The following is a 14,995-nucleotide window of genomic DNA, read 5'->3' as shown; positions in this document are numbered from 1 at the left end:
ATCGCAAAACCTAATCGGCCGCCCTGGGGATGGCAAGGGCGCGGGCGTTTTTCCCAACGTCCCGCCGGCCGCCATGCCGGGCTCCGCCTACAGCAGCCGGTCGCCGTAGCGGCGCGGCAGGCCCCGGGCCACGATCTTGTCGCGAACGGCCAGGGCGTCGTAGGGCACGGCCCGGATGGTCAGGACGTTGGCCGCGTCGTCATAAAGCGCGTACTTGGCCCGCTTGTCGCCGTCGCGGGGCTGGCCCACAGCGCCGACGCACACGATGTGGCGCTCGGCCGGGTCCAGGGGGTTGTCGCCGATGGCCAGCTCGTAGCGCTCGATGCCGCCGGCCCCCTGGCGCACCGCCTCGAGCACGTGGGTGTGGCCGACGAAGGAAACCCGCTCGGGCGTGCGCAGAAAAGCCCGGCGCAGGCTCACTTCCCCGGCCTCGAACAGGTAGGTGGCGGTGTCGTTGGGCGGCAGGCCATGCACGAACCGGTAGCCAAAAAGCGAAAGCGAGGTCGGCAGCGCCCCCACCCGGGCGATCAGTTCCGGGGGCAACAGCTCCCGGGTGCGCACCAACGCCTCCCGGGCCTGGGGATTGAAGCCCCGCTCCCGGGACGGGTCGGCCACGGCCCATTCGTGGTTGCCCCGAACGCTCGGGATGCGCCGCGCGGCCAGCAGCTCCAGCACGGCCACGGGATCGGGGCCGTAGCCGATGTTGTCGCCAAGGCTGACCACCGCCGCCGGCGAAAAGGCGTCCATATCGGCCAGCACGGCCGTGAGCGCTTCGAGGCTCCCGTGGATGTCGGCGACAACGGCCAGAAGCATGACCGTAGTTTCGCAGCTTCGGCGGGCGAGGGCAAGGCCCGCCATCAAAGAAGGACGCGACCTCGGGACCTATCCTCCCGGGGTCGCGTCATGGCGTGGGGCTTTGTGTGCGGGGGTTTACGGGATGGTTTGGCGAAAATTTAGTTGAAGATGGTCGTCTGCAGCCACTGCTTGATGGCTTCGCTGGGGGCGTAGACGCCCTTGTTGCCGCCGTTTTCCTCCATGAACTCCCGCGCCAGGTCGTCCGGCAGATCGAAGGTGGCCAGTTCCACGCAGTCCTCGGAGTTGCGCCGCACCAGCGACAGTTCCGGCCGGCCCGACCAGGTGTTGACCACGAAATAGGTCGAAAAGTCGTTCTTGGACGTCACCGGCTTATGCTCGGCATGCCAGGAATTGTTGCCCCATTCGAGATACAGGGTCACGGCGTCCTCGGGGGTCATATTCCAATCGATAACGAGGTTGGACAGGTCGGTCTGCGTCTGCATGGCTCTCCTCCGTCGTGCGGTTTGGCGCCTTGTCGGCTGCGCGGGCGAATGTAGGACAAATCTAATCTTTTTAGTCGTTCGGTCAAGCATAAAATCACACTTTCCTGGCCCCTGGGCACAAAAAACGTTTAACAGCCAAGTATCACAATACAGACACCACCCGGAAAGGTCGGCCGGAGGCACCGGCCCGGCCGTCGAGGCCGGCCGCGTGCTGCGTCCCTTAACAACCCGGTCTGCGCTGTTTTAATTTAAAATAATTATTACAGCATGTTATATTCAAACAAAGCATGCACTTTTTGGGAGGCGCGCCCCTAGCGGAACAGGCCCTTGAACTCGCGGGGCTGGCAGCGTCTGTACTGGGGCGGGGGGACGACCGTGTCGCCAAGGGCGGCGGCGGCGTGCCAGGGCCAGCGGGGATCGTAGAGCATGCCCCGGGCCAGGGCCACCAGGTCGGCCTGGCCGGAACTCACGATGGCCTCGGCCTGCCAGGGTTCGGTGATCAGCCCCACGGCAATGGTTTTGAGGCCCGTCTCCTTCTTGATGCGCGCGGCGAAAGGCACCTGATAGCCGGGCTTGACCGGGATGCGCTGGCCGGGGGAGAGGCCGCCGCTGGAAACGTGGATGTAATCCACGCCCAGGGCCTCGATACGCCGGGCGAACTCCAGGCACTCCCCGATGTCCCAGCCGCCGTCGACCCAGTCCGTGGCGGAGACGCGCACGCCAAGGACGCGGTTTCGCGGCAGGGCCTCGCGCACGGCGGCCACCACGCCAAGGGGAAAACGCAGGCGGTTTTCGAGGCTGCCGCCATAGGCATCGTCGCGCCGGTTGGACAGGGGCGAGAGGAACTGGTGGAGCAGGTAGCCGTGGGCGCAGTGGACTTCGACCCCGGCCAGTTCCAGGGCGTCGGCCCGTCTGGCCGCGGCGGCGAAGGCCTCGGTGACGCGCTCGAGCCCGGCCGCGTCCAGGGCCCGGGGCGGCGCCTCGCCCGGGGCGTAGGGGATGGCCGAGGGCGCTTCGGTGACCCAGCCGCCCTGCCCCGGCGCCAGTTGCCCGCCGCCGTCCCAGGGCTTGGCCGTGGAGGCCTTGCGCCCGGCGTGGGCCAGTTGGATGACGATGGGCGTGGCGGCGCAGGCCCGCACCTGGGCCAGGACCCGCGCCAGGGAAACCTGGTGGGCCTCGGACCACAGCCCCAGGTCCTCGGGCGAGATGCGGCCTTGCGGTTCCACGGCCGTGGCCTCGATGGTGAGCATGGCCGCGCCCGAAATGGCCAGATGGCCCAGGTGCATGACGTGCCAGGCGCCCGGATGGCCGTCCGTGGCCGAATACTGGCACATCGGCGCAACCACGATACGGTTTTGCATCGTTCTCGGCCCAAGGGGCACAGGCGTAAACAGCATGCTCATGGCACTGCCCTCCGCAGGTTTGGCCCACCGTACCCCGGTGCGCCCGGCGCCACAACGGCGATCACGAGGCAAAAAGGGCCACGGCCGGCCCGAGCAGGGCGCAGGTCAGTCCGGCCAGCACCATGACCAGCCCGGCCACCGCCCCTTCCTCCTCGCCGAGCTCCCGGGCCCGGGCCACGCCCGCGCCGTGCGCGCCCATGCCGAGCATGACCCCCCGGGCCAGGGCGTGGCGCAGGGGCAGGACCTTGAGCAACATGCCGCCAAGCGAAGCACCGCAAACGCCCGTGAGGATGACGCACACGGCCGCCAGGTCCGGCGCGCCGCCCACGTCCCTGGCAAAGGCCATGGCAAAGGGCGTGGTGAACGAGCGCGGCAGCACCGAAAGGCGCACCTCCCGCGGCAGGTCGAGCAGGCCCGACAGCAGCCAGGCGCCGCCGAAGGCCAGAATGCAGCCAAGGCCCACGCCCAGGGTCAAGGTCGGCCAAAAGCGGCGCACCAGGGTCCGGTGTTCGTAGAGCGGCACGGCAAAGGCCACCGTGGCCGGCCCCAGGAGCATAAGCAGCCACTGGCCGCCGCGCATGTACTCGCGGTAGCTGGCGTGCAGGCCCACGGCCAGGGCCAGGCACAGGACGCAGGTCAGAAACAGCGGCGAGGTCAGCGCGCTTTTCGCATAGTGGTGGGCCAGCCGGGACAGGACATAGGCGGCCAGGGTGGCCACCAGCCAGAACAGGCCCGGGTGTTCAACGGACATGGCGCAACCTCCCGCGCAGATGCAGTTCCACGACAATGGCCGTGCCGGCCATGACCGTGACGATGCCGACGACGATCACGGCCAGGAGCTTGAGCCCCGTGAGGCTCACGAGCTCTCGGTGATCAAGCAGCGTCAGGCTGGCCGGGACGAAAAAAAGCAGCATGTGGTCGAGCAGCCCGCCGGCGCCGCGCCGCAGCCAGCGCAGCGGCACCACGCCGCCAAGCAGCAGGGCCAACAGGACCAGCATCCCCAGTACGCCGCCGGGAAGGGGCAACCCAACGGCCCTGGCCCCGGCCTCGCACAGAGCCCAAATCCCGATCAGCACGGCCGCCTGGGCCAGCCCGGCCATAAGGCGGCAAAGCCCGGCCACCCCTTTCCGGCCGGACTGGCCGGCATGCCCGGCCACCCTCTCCGGGCCGACACGCCCGGCAAGCCCGACCGTCGATCCCATCGGATTGCCTCTCCTGGTCTTCATGGGAAAACTCCTTGCACGGCCCAGAAATAGGCACGGGCGAGGCAGTTGTGAAATGAATTGTCGGAATCGAGCACATTCCGTAGAGGAATGGGCATGGAACTGCGACACCTGCGGGCCTTTGTGGAAGTGGCGCGCCAGGGCGGTTTTTCCCGGGCGGCCAGGGTGCTTTTCTCCACCCAGTCCACGGTCAGCAAGGCCGTGGGCCAGCTCGAGGCGGAGCTGGGCGAGGCGCTGCTGGAACGGCTGCCCACGGGCACGCGCCTGACCGGGGCCGGGGAACTGGTGCTGGCCCGGGCGCTGGCCATGCTGGCCGAGGGCGAACGCATGGCGGCGGAACTGGCCGAGTGGCGCGGGCTGATTTCGGGCCGGCTGCGGCTGGGGCTGCCCATTTTCGGCAGCGCGCGGCTTTTCGCCCCGCTTTTCGCCGAATACCGCAGCCGCCATCCCGGGGTGGAGATCGAATTGCTGGAACAGGGCAGCGCCCGGCTGGAGGAAGCCTTGCTCGCCGGCGAAGTGGAGCTGGCCGTGTCGCTTCTGCCCGTGCCCGAGGCCCTGGCCTGGCAGCCCGTGCGCGACGACCCGCTGGTGGCGTTGCTGTGGCCCGATCATCCCCTGGCCGGGCGGGCGTCGCTGGCCCTGACGGACCTGGCGCAGACGCCGCTGATCCTGTTTGAACAGGGCTTCGTGCTCAACAGCCGCATCGAGGCGGCCTGCCGGACCAGGGGCTTCGCGCCCCATCCGGCGGCCCGCAGCAGCCAGGTGGATTTCATCATCGCGCTGGTCGCGGCCGGGCTCGGCGTGGCGCTTTTGCCGCGCATCCTGACCGAGGGGCGAAACCTCTCGCCGGTGGTGGCAACGCTTCTCGACGAACCGGGCCTGCGCTGGCGGGCGGCCCTGGTGTGGCGCAAGGGGGCGCGGCTGTCGCCGGCGGCCCGGGCCTGGCTGGCCCTGGCCCGGGAGAAGCTGCCGGCCGCAACGGGCTAGGCGTGGCGGGAATACCGCGGCCCCACGGTTTTGCCGGTTTCACCGCAAAGGCGCCGCCGCAACGGGCGAGGCGAGGCGGGTAAACAGCACGGCCGCCTTGCTTTGGCCGCCGTGGCCGAGGTCCAGCCCGTCGGTGGTGCGGCGCCTGGCCCAGCCCGGGCCGAGCAGCCCGGCCAGGGCCAGGTCGGTGTGGAAGCGCCCCTGCCCCACGGCCCCGGGGTAGAGTACTTCCAGCCGCTCGGGGTCGAGAGGCAGATCGTCCAGGTCATAGACGGGGTGGAGGGTGAAAAAGGCCTCGTGCCGCGCCCAGGCCTCGGCGGCGGCGGCCACGGCCGCAAGCCGCCCCTTGGCGATGCAGCCCCGGCCGATGAAATCCACGAACAGGGCCAGGTCGCAGGGCGCCTCGGGCGTCTTTGCCAGGAAATCCAGGCTGGCGAAGGCCACGTTGCCCAGGCCGTGCAAGCCGGCCAGCAGCCGGGCCACAGCCACGACCTCGGGGTCGATGTCGCAGCCAAGGACGTAGCGCGCCCCGCGCCGGGCGGCCAGGAAGGAAAAAAAACCCAGGTTGCAGCCGAGGTCGGCCACGGTTTTGCCGGCCACGTCCAGGCCGGCGACGTAGGCCTCGAGGCTGGCCGCGTCCGGGCCGCCGCCCCGGGCCAACAATTCGTCGCCGGGGCCGGGCACGGGCCGCCAGACGCGGCCGGGGCCAAGGGCGGCCAGTTTCTCGCGGACCAGGGCCAGGGAGGGTGCGGTATCGGGCATGGCCCCTTGTATCCCCTTGCCCGGCCAAGGCAAGGGGCAAGGCCTGCCGGGAGTTGTCAAATCCCTGGTCCTTGGGTAAGGACGATCACCCGCGACACCCGGCGGGGGCGGCACCGTTGCCTTTGCCCGGGCGGATCGACGCCGTCCCCCGGCCCCCGCGCCGCAAACCCCCTACCCCCACACCACCATGGTATTTAGCTCCGCATCCTTTCTCTTCTATTTTTTGCCTGTGGTCCTGGCCCTGTATTTTTCCTGCGTGACATTCGGCCGGTTGCGCAACTGGATCCTGCTGGCGGCCAGCCTTTTTTTCTATACCTGGGGCGAGGGCGAATACGTCGTCATCATGCTGCTGTCGATCGTGGCCAACTACCTGTTCGGCATCTGGGTCCACAAGGCCCACGAACGCAGTGACGCCAAACGGCAAGTCGGCGTGGCCATCGCCTTCAACCTGCTGTTGCTCGTCATCTTCAAATACACCAATTTCATCGTCGCCAACCTCAACACCCTGCTTGGCGAGTTCGGCCTGCCGGCCATCACCATCGGCCAGGTCCACCTGCCCATCGGCATTTCCTTTTTCACCTTCCACTGCATCTCCTACATCATGGACATCTACCGCCGCCAGACGCCGCCCCAGATGTCCCTGCCCAACACGGCCCTTTACATCTCGCTGTTCCCCCAGCTCGTGGCCGGCCCCATCATCCGCTACAAGGACATCGCCGCCCAGCTGACCCACCGCAGCGTGGGCATCGAGCGGTTTTCCAAGGGCATCAACCGCTTCGTCATCGGCCTGGGCAAGAAAGTGCTCATCGCCAACGTGGTCGGCTTGCCGGCGGACAAGATCTTCGCCATCCCGGCCGAGCACCTGACCACGCCCGTGGCCTGGTTCGGCCTGCTGTGCTACACGCTGCAGATCTATTTCGACTTCTCGGGCTATTCGGACATGGCCATCGGCCTTGGCCACATGTTCGGTTTCAAGTTCATGGAGAACTTCAACTACCCCTACGTCTCGCGCTCCATCCAGGAGTTCTGGCGCCGCTGGCACATTTCCCTGTCCACCTGGTTTCGCGACTACCTCTACATCCCCCTTGGCGGCAACCGGGCCGGCCAGGCGCGCATGTACTTCAACCTGGTGATGGTCTTTTTCCTGTGCGGCCTGTGGCACGGGGCCAGCTGGAACTTCGTCATCTGGGGCATGTTCCACGGCCTTTTCTCAGTGCTGGAGCGGTTTTCGCTTTTCAAGCGCCTGACCCAAGGCCCGCGCCTGCTGGCCCACGCCTATACCCTGCTCGTGGTCATGGTGGCCTGGGTCTTTTTCCGGGCCGAGAACCTGCCGGTGGCCCTGGCCTACCTCAAGGCCATGGCCGGTTTCGGCCAGGGCTCGGGCGTGGAATGGCACATGGGGCTTTTCCTCAACCCCAAGGTGGCCATCGTCCTGGCCGCGGCCGTCATCGGCTCGACGCCCATCGTGCCCTGGGTCAAGTCCCTGCGCGAACGGCTGCTGTCGCCGGTGCGCCTGGGGCCGGTGGCCCTGGACGACGGGGTCGAGGCGGTCGTGTGCCTGCTGGTGATGCCGGCCGTTTTCATCCTGTGCGCCATGTCGCTGGCCAGCGGAACGCACAACCCCTTCATCTATTTCCAGTTCTAGGTCATGCAAGTCCAGGCTCCCACCCTCGGCCACAAGGCCATCGCCTGTTGCGGCATCCTGGTCTTTCTGGCGCTGATCTGCCTGCCCATGATCGACAACCTGTGCCAGGTGGCCCCGGACGTCTATCTGATGGAAAACGACCCGACGCCGTTGCCGGACTCCTCGATGTCCCAGATTTTCAAATCCTTCAACGTGCTGCAGCGCGGCTATCTGGAAAAGACGTTCGGCTTCCGCAAGCTCCTGGTGCGCCTGGAGAACATCCTGGACATCTTCTGGCTGCGCGTCTCCAACCAATACCAGACGGTCATCAAGGGCAAGGGCGACTGGCTGTTTCTGTCCCAGGAAAACAACGACCTCAACGTCATCCAGGACTACCGTTCGGTGCGGCTTTTCAGCCAAAAGCAGCTCAACCGCTGGGTGGACGTCTACCGTGACCGCCAGGAATGGCTGTCCGCCCGGGGCATCCGCTACCTGATCGTGGTGGCGCCCAACAAGCACACCGTCTATCCGGAATTCCTGCCCGACCAGTTCAACAAGGTCAGCCCCGTCAGCCGCACCGACCAGCTGGTGTCCGCCCTGGAGGCGGCGGGTATCACGGTCCTCGACCTGCGCCCGACCATGGACCTGGTCAAGCGCCAGGCCCTGGCCTACTACCGCACCGACACCCACTGGACGACCTTCGGGGCCTTTGCCGGCTACGTCCAGATCATGAAGCGCCTGGGCCAGTGGTTTCCCCGATTCGAACCGGAAATCCGCGGCGACTACGACATCGCCATCGTGCCGGACTTAAACGGCGGCCTGGCCAGCATGTTGGCCCTGGGCGATTTTTTCCCGGAAAGCCGGGTCGTTTTCACTCCCCACTTCCAGCGCAAAGCCGTGGAGACGGCCGAGCCCCACACCGTGCCGCCCTATTTCCAGCCGCCCGTGATCATGAACACCAACGACCCGTCCCGGCCTTCGGTGGTGGTGTTCCGGGACTCCTTCGCCCACGAGCTCATCCCCTTTCTGTCCGAGCACTTCAACAAGACCACCTACGTCTGGCCCTACCCGTCCACCGCCCGCGAGGTGCGCTATTTCGACAAGGACCTGATCGAACGGGAAAAGCCGGCCGTGGTCATCGACGAGTTCGTGGAACGCTACTTCACGGAATTCCCGGCCAAGCAGACCCCGCCGGCCGCGCCCGCGCCCTAGCCCCGCCGCCCTTCCCAACGCCGCCCGTATTTTTTACACACCAGACGACCTCGCAAGCGCAGGTTTGCCCCCCAAAGCCCCTGCGCCCTTCGCCAACGCCACGAGGCCCAAGGAGGGCGGGCATGGAACAGGTACGCGCCTTCGTCGGCATCGCCCTGCCCCGGGAGTGCCGGGAACAGGCCGCCCGCCTGGGCGCGGCCGTGGCCGGGCTGGCCCGGGGAGCGGCCTCCCCGGCCCGGGCCGAGGCCGTCCATCTGACGCTGCGTTTTCTGGGCGATGTGCCGACCGGCGGCCCGGGCGGCCTGCCGGCCATCACGGCGGCCTTGGCGGCCATCCCTTTCGCGGCCTTTGGCCTGCGTTTCGGCGGGGGCGGCTTTTTCCCGGACATGGCCCGGCCGCGCGTGGCCTGGGCCGGGCTGGCCGTCGGCGCGCCCGAGTGCCTGGCCCTGGCGGCGGCCGTGGACACCGCCCTTGTTCCCCTGGGCTTGCCTCCCGAAGCCAGGCCCTACCGGCCGCACCTGACCCTGGCCCGGCTGCGGGAACCGGGCCGCGGCGGCGACTGGGCCGGGGCCTTGGGCCGCCTGGCCGCGGCGGCCTGGCCTGACCTTCGGGTCACGGCCTGCACCCTCTGGCGCTCCGTCCTCTCCCCGACCGGCGCCCGCCACGAAGTCCTGGCCGTCTTTCCTGCCCGCGACGCGTAGGGTGCGCCCTCGAAAGGCGCCGTGCCCCTTTTCGCGGGCAGCCTACGCATCCGTTTCGTTTTCTCGAAAAAGACCGGCGTGCTTCCCCAGGGGCCGCGCCGGCCGGCGGCAGGCCCTGCCCGCGCCGCCCAGCGCCCCTTTCCTTCCACGGCCAAGCCCGCACCTGCCGGCGACCGCGCGGGGACCCTGGAGGGACCGGGCGGGGTGGCCCCGACCTAGCGGAAAAAGACGCGCAGGCCCGGAATGCGCCGGCCGGCGGCGTCCAGGCCCAGGCAGGCGGCAAAGGCCAGGGGCGCATGGACCAGCAGCCGCATGGGGAGCGTGGTTGGGCCGAGGAACCGGCTGGCCAGGGACAGGGCCAGGACGTGGTAGATGTAGACGGTGAACGTCGCCCCGGAAACGGCGGTCAGCAGCCGGGGCCGCGGCCCCGGGGGCAGGTCGCGGCACAGCTTGAAAGCGCAGGCGCTGTAGAGGATCAGAAACGGCGAGGGGCCTTCGTAGAAAAACGGCGAAAACGCACCGGCCTCCAGGCTGGACCGCCAGGTCAGCCAGGCCGTGGCGCCCACGGCCAGGCCGCAGCCGAACAGCAGCAGCCAGGGGGAAACGCGCCGGTCGATGGTCAGCAGGGCGTAGCCGGCCACGAAGTAGCCGGCGGGAAAGACGAACAGCATGTTGTCCACGGGCAGGGCCACGTCGATACGGCCAAGCCAGGGCTGCGCCACGCAAAAAAGCAGCCACAGCCCCAGGAAAAGGCCCAGGCCCTCCCGCCGCGCCACCATCGGCCGCAACAGCGGCGCCACCAGGGCCAGCCCCAGAAACGTCCACATGAACCAGAGATGGAAGGCGATGGATCGCCGGACGTTGTAGACCACACCGTCCAGCAGCGGTGTCGGGTCGCCCTGGCCCAAGGCCAGGAGCTTATAGGCGACGAGTCCGCCAAGCAGAGGCACGGTATAATTGCGGGCGATCTTCAGGAAGTACGCGGCATACGACGGGATGTCCCGGCGCAGGATGAGGGCGCCGCTGACCATGAAAAAGACGGGGACGGCCAGCCGCGTGGCCGAACTGACGACGTTGGCCAGCATCCATGCAGGCGTTTCATCGAAAAATTCCACTCTGTAGGCCACGGCATGCAAGAGGACCACGGAAAAACAACAGACCGTTTTGAGGACGTCCATCCCGTACAGTCGATTTTGCGTCATATGGCTGCGGCATAGGGAATTGCCTTGCCGCTTTTTCGCGGCCAAGGCCCCTGGAAGAGACGCGCCTTCCGCCAGCTGCATGAGCGCAGCCGCATCGCCAGCGCCTTCCTCCCCCTTCGCCAGGCCGTGGCTTAGGCCAATACCGCTTCGCCGTCAAACACCCGTGCCTGTGCTGCCCCGCGCTGTCGCTGCCGTCTGCCCCGGCCTGTCCGGTCCTTGCCGGCAAGCCCCTGGCCAGGGCCGTGGACGTGGTGCGGCCCGGCGTCTGCCCCGGCCTGTCCGGTCCTTGCCGGCAATCCCCGGCACCGGCACGACCAACGCCCGGTCACGAGGGGAGTTCCCGGCTGCCCGGCCATTGCCCGGCCGCCCGGGAACCGGTAGGCCCCCATTCCGCCGTCGACGCCTGCCGCGACGGGGCCGGGCCCGAGGCGGCGCGCGCGCAAAAAAAGCCCGCCCCCGAGGGTGCGGGAGCGGGCCGAGAGGGGGGCGCGGGCGCGACTTACGGCATTTCGCTCATGGTCTGGTAGACGTTGCCCACGAGCTTTTCCGAGGGGGTCAGGGTCTTGGCCCCGGGGGTCCATTTGGCCGGGCAGGCCTCGCTCGGGTTTTCGCGCAGGTAGACGTTGGCCTGGCATTTGCGCAGCAGTTCGTCGGCATTGCGGCCGACGTTGTAGAAATTGATCTCCTTGGAGACCAGCACGCCGTCGGGGTTGATGATGAAGGTGCCGCGCAGGGCCAGCCCGGATTCGTCGTCATAGACGCCGAAGTAGCGCGAGACCTGGCCGTTGGGGTCGGCGGCCATCTTGAAGCGGACGTTTTCCAGGAGCTTTTCGCTGTTGCGCCAGGCCAGGTGGGCGAACTCGGTGTCCGTGGACACGGAGAAGACCTCGAAGCCCATCTTGACCAGCTCGTCGTGCTTGGTCGCCAGGTCGGCCAGCTCGGTGGGGCACACGAAGGTGAAATCCGCCGGATAGAAGAACAGGATCGTCCATTTGCCGGCTTCCCGGGTGGCTTCCATCGACATCTCGCCGAAAAAGCCCTCCACGGGGTCGTAGACCTTCATGGAGAAATCAACGACTTCCTGACCGACCGTCGCCTCGGGAACCTCGACGCAGCATTCTTCGTCGTACGCGTGTTCGTGCATGGGTGAGACCTCGTTGTTGGGGTTTCCGGGAATAACCCGGTTTCGTTTTCTTAGCCGTATATGTACCGCCCGGGGAAGGTTGGCAAGAAAAGCCTTGCCCGGGCGCGCCTTCGCTCATGCCCGCACCCGCCGCCAGGCGGCCGTGTGTGGACAAGGGCGACCCGACCGGCTAGTTTTCGCCGAGCTTCCCACCCGGGAGCTCCCCCAGGGAGGATACATGCGAAAGCCGGTCCGCCTCTGCCTCGCAATGTTGTTCGCGGCCGTGGCCGTCAGCCTGGGGCCGCGCCCCGGCTTGGCCCAGCAGGTCGACCCCTACGGCAATTGCTGCATCGCCCAGGTGGCCATGAGCGCGTTCAATACCTGGACCATCAACTGCGGCAGTTGTTCCGCCAATCCCGGCCAGTACACCCTGACCCAGCCCGACCCTGCCAAACTCGTCTACGTCGGGCCCGGCGGCGTCAGCGCCGACAGCCCCTACGACGCCGCCCTGGCCGTGTGCCAATGCCCTTCGCAGGATGCCCGCCGGGCCAGGGAAAAACGCATGCGCACCTTCGACGGCAACTGACGGCGGCCGCGGCCACAATGGCAACATGCGCTTTTTTGCCCTTCATGGCAATAGGAATGATTCCTATTTTCAGAAAAAATACCGACGGCACCGTCCGCCCTGGCGGTCGCCCCGGGCCAAGGAGATGGTATGACGCGCACGTGGACAGTCCTGGCAGGCGCCGCGCTGGTGGCCGGCGTGCTGTGTTGCCTTGCCGGCTGCGCCGGCCGGGGCCAGGCCGAGGCCCCGGTCAACCCGGCCTCGGTCCATACGGTGAAAGCGGCCCTGCTCAACCTGCTGGAGTGCCCGAGCCCGACCTGCACGGTGGTCGAGGACCTGCATGCCGGGGACAAGGTGGCCGTGCTGACGCCGGATATCCAGGGCTGGCTACACGTGCGCTCCCTGGCCACGGGCCACGAGGGCTACGTGCTCCGCCTGTTCGTCACCCCCTGACCGTTGCTTCGCCCCGGCGAACCGCTGCCCGGTCATTTTCGCCCGGCCCCGGCGAACCGCTGCCCGGCCCTTACCGAGGCCGTCCCGGACCCGACAGCGGCCCGCAGGTTTTTTTTGCCCCACGCCCAGGCCATGGTGCCTCGGGCGCAGTGGTCTCTTTTTGCGGCGACGGGCTCGCCGGCTTGTGAAAAAAAACATTTTTTCCGGCTAAATCCCCTGAAAAATGGGCCGCCCTTACGCTTTGCCCGCTAGGCAGAGGCCGAAATATTACATATAGTGAAAGGCACCTGTTTAAGCGGCTCGTTAGTTCTCTTTTTCACAAACCCCGGCCCCAGGGCGGTCCCGGGTTTACGGAGGCGTTTATGCGTTTGACGCTCACAGGAAAAATCATTGCCCTGCTCCTTTTCGCCGTCATCCTCCTTACCGCGGCCATTTCCCTGACCGTCCACCACTACCTGACCCTGGGGCTCAACCGGATGAGTCAGCAGGAGATCGACAGCAAGGCCGACGCCGTGGATTACATGCTCAAGGAGGCCAGCCAGGAGGTCAAGGGCGTGACGTACCTGCTGTCCACCCGGCCCGACCTGGCCGCGGCCATCGTGGCCAAGGACAAGGCCAAGCTCGTCGAGATCGCCAAACAGGCCCAGCGGGAACTCAAGATCGAATTCGTGACCATCGCCGACGCAAACGGCGTGGTCGTCGCCCGTAGCCATTCCGACAAGGCCGGGGATTCGGTCAAAAACCAGATCAACGTGCAAAAGGCCCTGGCCGGCCAGGGCTCCATCGGCCTGGAGGAAGGCACGGCCGTCAAGTTCTCGCTGCGGGCCGGCTTCCCGGTTTACGAGGCCGGCAAGATTGTCGGCTCCGTGACCACGGGCATCAACCTCTCCTCCAGCAACGCCTTCGTGGACGAGATCAAGAAGGTCCTCGGCACGGAGTGCACCATTTTCTATGGTGACACGCGGGTGGCCACCACCATCGAGCGCGACGGCAAGCGGGCCATTGGCACGCGCATGGACAACCCCCAGGTGCTCGAGACCGTGCTGCAAAAAGGCAGCCGTTTCCTGGACATCAACAAGATCCTCGGCCGCGACTACAACACCGCCTATTGGCCGCTGACCGGCGCCGACGGCAAGATCGCCGGCATGCTGTTCATTGGCAGCGACCGGGCCTCCATCGCGGCCACGGAACGCACCATCCTCTATTCCGCCCTGACCGCCTCCGGGGTCGTGGCGCTGATCGTGATGGTGGCGGGCTTTTTCACCGCCCGGGGCATGACCTCGCCCCTGCGGCGCATCATCGACCACGCCCGCAAGGTTTCCCGGGGCGACCTCGAGGCCCGGGCCGAAGGGACCTTCGCCGGCGAGATGGCCGAACTCAACGGCGCCATGGACAAGATGGTCGCCGGGCTCAAGACCAAGATCGCCGAGGCCGAGGCCATGAGCAAGGAGGCCAACGAGGAGGCCCGGTGCGCCGAGGTCTCCCGCCAGGAGGCGGAAAAGGCCATGGGGCTGGCCGAAATCGCCAAACGCGAGGGCATGCTCGAGGCGGCCGAGAACCTCGGCGTGGTGGTGGAAAGCATCATCGCCGCCTCGGGCGAACTGGAAAACCAGGTCGAGCACGTGCGCAGCGGCGCCGACCACCAGCGCGACCGCCTGCGCGCCGTGGTGGAAGCCATCGCCCAGATGACCGCCACCGTCCTCGACGTGGCCAAGAACGCCTCCCGGGCCGCCCAGTCCGCCGAGGACACCAAGGCCAAGGCCTCGGCCGGCTCGGCCGTGGTCGCGGAATCCATGCGTTCCATCGAACGGGTCAACACCGTGTCCGCCACCCTCAAGCAGGCCATGGCCGCCCTCGGCGACCAGACCCAGGCCATCGGCCGGGTCATGTCCGTCATTTCGGACATCGCCGACCAGACCAACCTGCTGGCCTTAAACGCCGCCATCGAGGCCGCCCGGGCCGGCGAGGCCGGGCGCGGCTTCGCCGTGGTCGCCGACGAGGTCAGAAAGCTGGCCGAAAAGACCATGACCGCCACCAAGGAAGTGGGCCAGGCCGTGGTGAGCATCCAGCAGTCCGTGGCCGGCAACATCCAGAACGTGGACAAGGCCGCCCAGGCCGTGGGCGACGCCACCAACCTGGCCGGCAAGTCCGGCGACGTGCTGCACGAGATCCTGGGGCTGGCCGAAGCCAGCGCCAAGGAAGTGGCCGACATCGCCGCCGCGGCCGAGCAGCAGTCCGCCGCGGCCGAGGAGATCAACCGGGCCATGAACGAGGTCAGCGACGTGGTCGAGGCCACCAGCACCGGCATGCAAGAATCCGCCCAGGCCGTGCACGCCCTGGCCGACCTGTCCGGCGACATGGACCAGATCATCGCCAAGCTGCGAAACGCCTAAGCCGCACAAGCCCAGGCCGTCCCGGCGCCCCCGTCCGCCGCCGGGACGG

Annotated in this window: 15 protein-coding genes; 7 read left to right on the top strand and 8 right to left on the bottom strand. The window is 67.5% G+C overall.

Translation table 11 applies throughout. The annotated features are described in order from the left end of the window. Positions 1-87 precede the first annotated feature (87 nt). From ACP59X_RS04600 to ACP59X_RS04580, 5 genes are all read right to left on the bottom strand, one after another. Positions 88-813: a metallophosphoesterase family protein gene (locus tag ACP59X_RS04600; protein WP_428565542.1), complete on the bottom strand. Its 726-nt coding sequence runs from the start codon at positions 811-813 to the stop codon at positions 88-90. Positions 814-953: 140 nt separating this feature from the next. Continuing rightward, on the bottom strand, positions 954-1,298 hold the full coding sequence (locus ACP59X_RS04595) for a DVU0772 family protein (protein ID WP_428565539.1): 345 nt from the start codon (positions 1,296-1,298) through the stop codon (positions 954-956). Positions 1,299-1,609: 311 nt separating this feature from the next. Beyond that, on the bottom strand, positions 1,610-2,701 hold the full coding sequence (locus tag ACP59X_RS04590; RefSeq protein WP_428565535.1) for an NADH:flavin oxidoreductase/NADH oxidase: 1,092 nt from the start codon (positions 2,699-2,701) through the stop codon (positions 1,610-1,612). Between the two features lie 61 nt (positions 2,702-2,762). Beyond that, positions 2,763-3,452: an LrgB family protein gene (locus tag ACP59X_RS04585; protein ID WP_428565533.1), complete on the bottom strand. Its 690-nt coding sequence runs from the start codon at positions 3,450-3,452 to the stop codon at positions 2,763-2,765. After that, positions 3,442-3,927, bottom strand: coding sequence for a CidA/LrgA family protein (locus ACP59X_RS04580; RefSeq protein WP_428565531.1), 486 nt, complete (start codon positions 3,925-3,927; stop codon positions 3,442-3,444). Before ACP59X_RS04580 ends, ACP59X_RS04585 begins: the two co-directional genes overlap by 11 nt. 93 nt (positions 3,928-4,020) lie before the next feature. Between ACP59X_RS04580 and ACP59X_RS04575 the strand changes: the two genes are divergently transcribed. Continuing rightward, entirely contained in the window at positions 4,021-4,911 is an 891-nt protein-coding gene (locus ACP59X_RS04575; RefSeq protein ID WP_428565529.1) for a LysR family transcriptional regulator, read from the top strand. A gap of 39 nt (positions 4,912-4,950) precedes the next feature. On the opposite strand, the gene ACP59X_RS04570 is transcribed toward ACP59X_RS04575, so the two are convergent. Continuing rightward, a complete protein-coding gene (locus ACP59X_RS04570) occupies positions 4,951-5,673 on the bottom strand; it encodes a methyltransferase domain-containing protein (protein WP_428565527.1) in 723 nt (240 codons plus the stop codon). A gap of 187 nt (positions 5,674-5,860) precedes the next feature. Between ACP59X_RS04570 and ACP59X_RS04565 the strand changes: the two genes are divergently transcribed. The 3 genes from ACP59X_RS04565 (at position 5,861) to thpR (ending at position 9,210) form a co-directional block, all read left to right on the top strand. Further along, complete coding sequence (locus ACP59X_RS04565; protein ID WP_428565525.1) at positions 5,861-7,318, top strand: MBOAT family O-acyltransferase; 1,458 nt, start codon at positions 5,861-5,863, stop codon at positions 7,316-7,318. Between the two features lie 3 nt (positions 7,319-7,321). Then, positions 7,322-8,509 (top strand): alginate O-acetyltransferase AlgX-related protein, encoded by a 1,188-nt coding sequence (locus ACP59X_RS04560; RefSeq protein ID WP_428565523.1) that lies wholly within the window; start codon positions 7,322-7,324, stop codon positions 8,507-8,509. Between the two features lie 122 nt (positions 8,510-8,631). Beyond that, the gene (gene thpR, locus ACP59X_RS04555; protein WP_428565521.1) at positions 8,632-9,210 is read left to right on the top strand and encodes an RNA 2',3'-cyclic phosphodiesterase; all 579 of its coding nucleotides are present in this window, start codon (positions 8,632-8,634) and stop codon (positions 9,208-9,210) included. Positions 9,211-9,425: 215 nt separating this feature from the next. On the opposite strand, the gene ACP59X_RS04550 is transcribed toward thpR, so the two are convergent. Then, a complete protein-coding gene (locus ACP59X_RS04550; RefSeq protein WP_428565519.1) occupies positions 9,426-10,412 on the bottom strand; it encodes an acyltransferase in 987 nt (328 codons plus the stop codon). A 499-nt stretch (positions 10,413-10,911) separates the two neighbouring features. Continuing rightward, on the bottom strand, positions 10,912-11,556 hold the full coding sequence (locus tag ACP59X_RS04545) for a peroxiredoxin (protein WP_428565517.1): 645 nt from the start codon (positions 11,554-11,556) through the stop codon (positions 10,912-10,914). 217 nt (positions 11,557-11,773) lie between these two features. On the opposite strand from ACP59X_RS04545, the gene ACP59X_RS04540 reads away from it, so the two are divergent. The 3 genes from ACP59X_RS04540 (at position 11,774) to ACP59X_RS04530 (ending at position 14,946) form a co-directional block, all read left to right on the top strand. Beyond that, on the top strand, positions 11,774-12,121 hold the full coding sequence (locus ACP59X_RS04540; protein ID WP_428565515.1) for a hypothetical protein: 348 nt from the start codon (positions 11,774-11,776) through the stop codon (positions 12,119-12,121). A gap of 129 nt (positions 12,122-12,250) precedes the next feature. Beyond that, on the top strand, positions 12,251-12,553 hold the full coding sequence (locus tag ACP59X_RS04535; protein ID WP_428565513.1) for an SH3 domain-containing protein: 303 nt from the start codon (positions 12,251-12,253) through the stop codon (positions 12,551-12,553). Between the two features lie 362 nt (positions 12,554-12,915). After that, positions 12,916-14,946 (top strand): methyl-accepting chemotaxis protein, encoded by a 2,031-nt coding sequence (locus ACP59X_RS04530; protein ID WP_428565511.1) that lies wholly within the window; start codon positions 12,916-12,918, stop codon positions 14,944-14,946. Positions 14,947-14,995: the final 49 nt, after the last annotated feature.

The organism is Solidesulfovibrio sp. DCME, assembly GCF_049995385.1.
GTDB lineage: Bacteria > Desulfobacterota > Desulfovibrionia > Desulfovibrionales > Desulfovibrionaceae > Solidesulfovibrio.
This window is presented reverse-complemented; position numbering and strand designations above follow the sequence as displayed.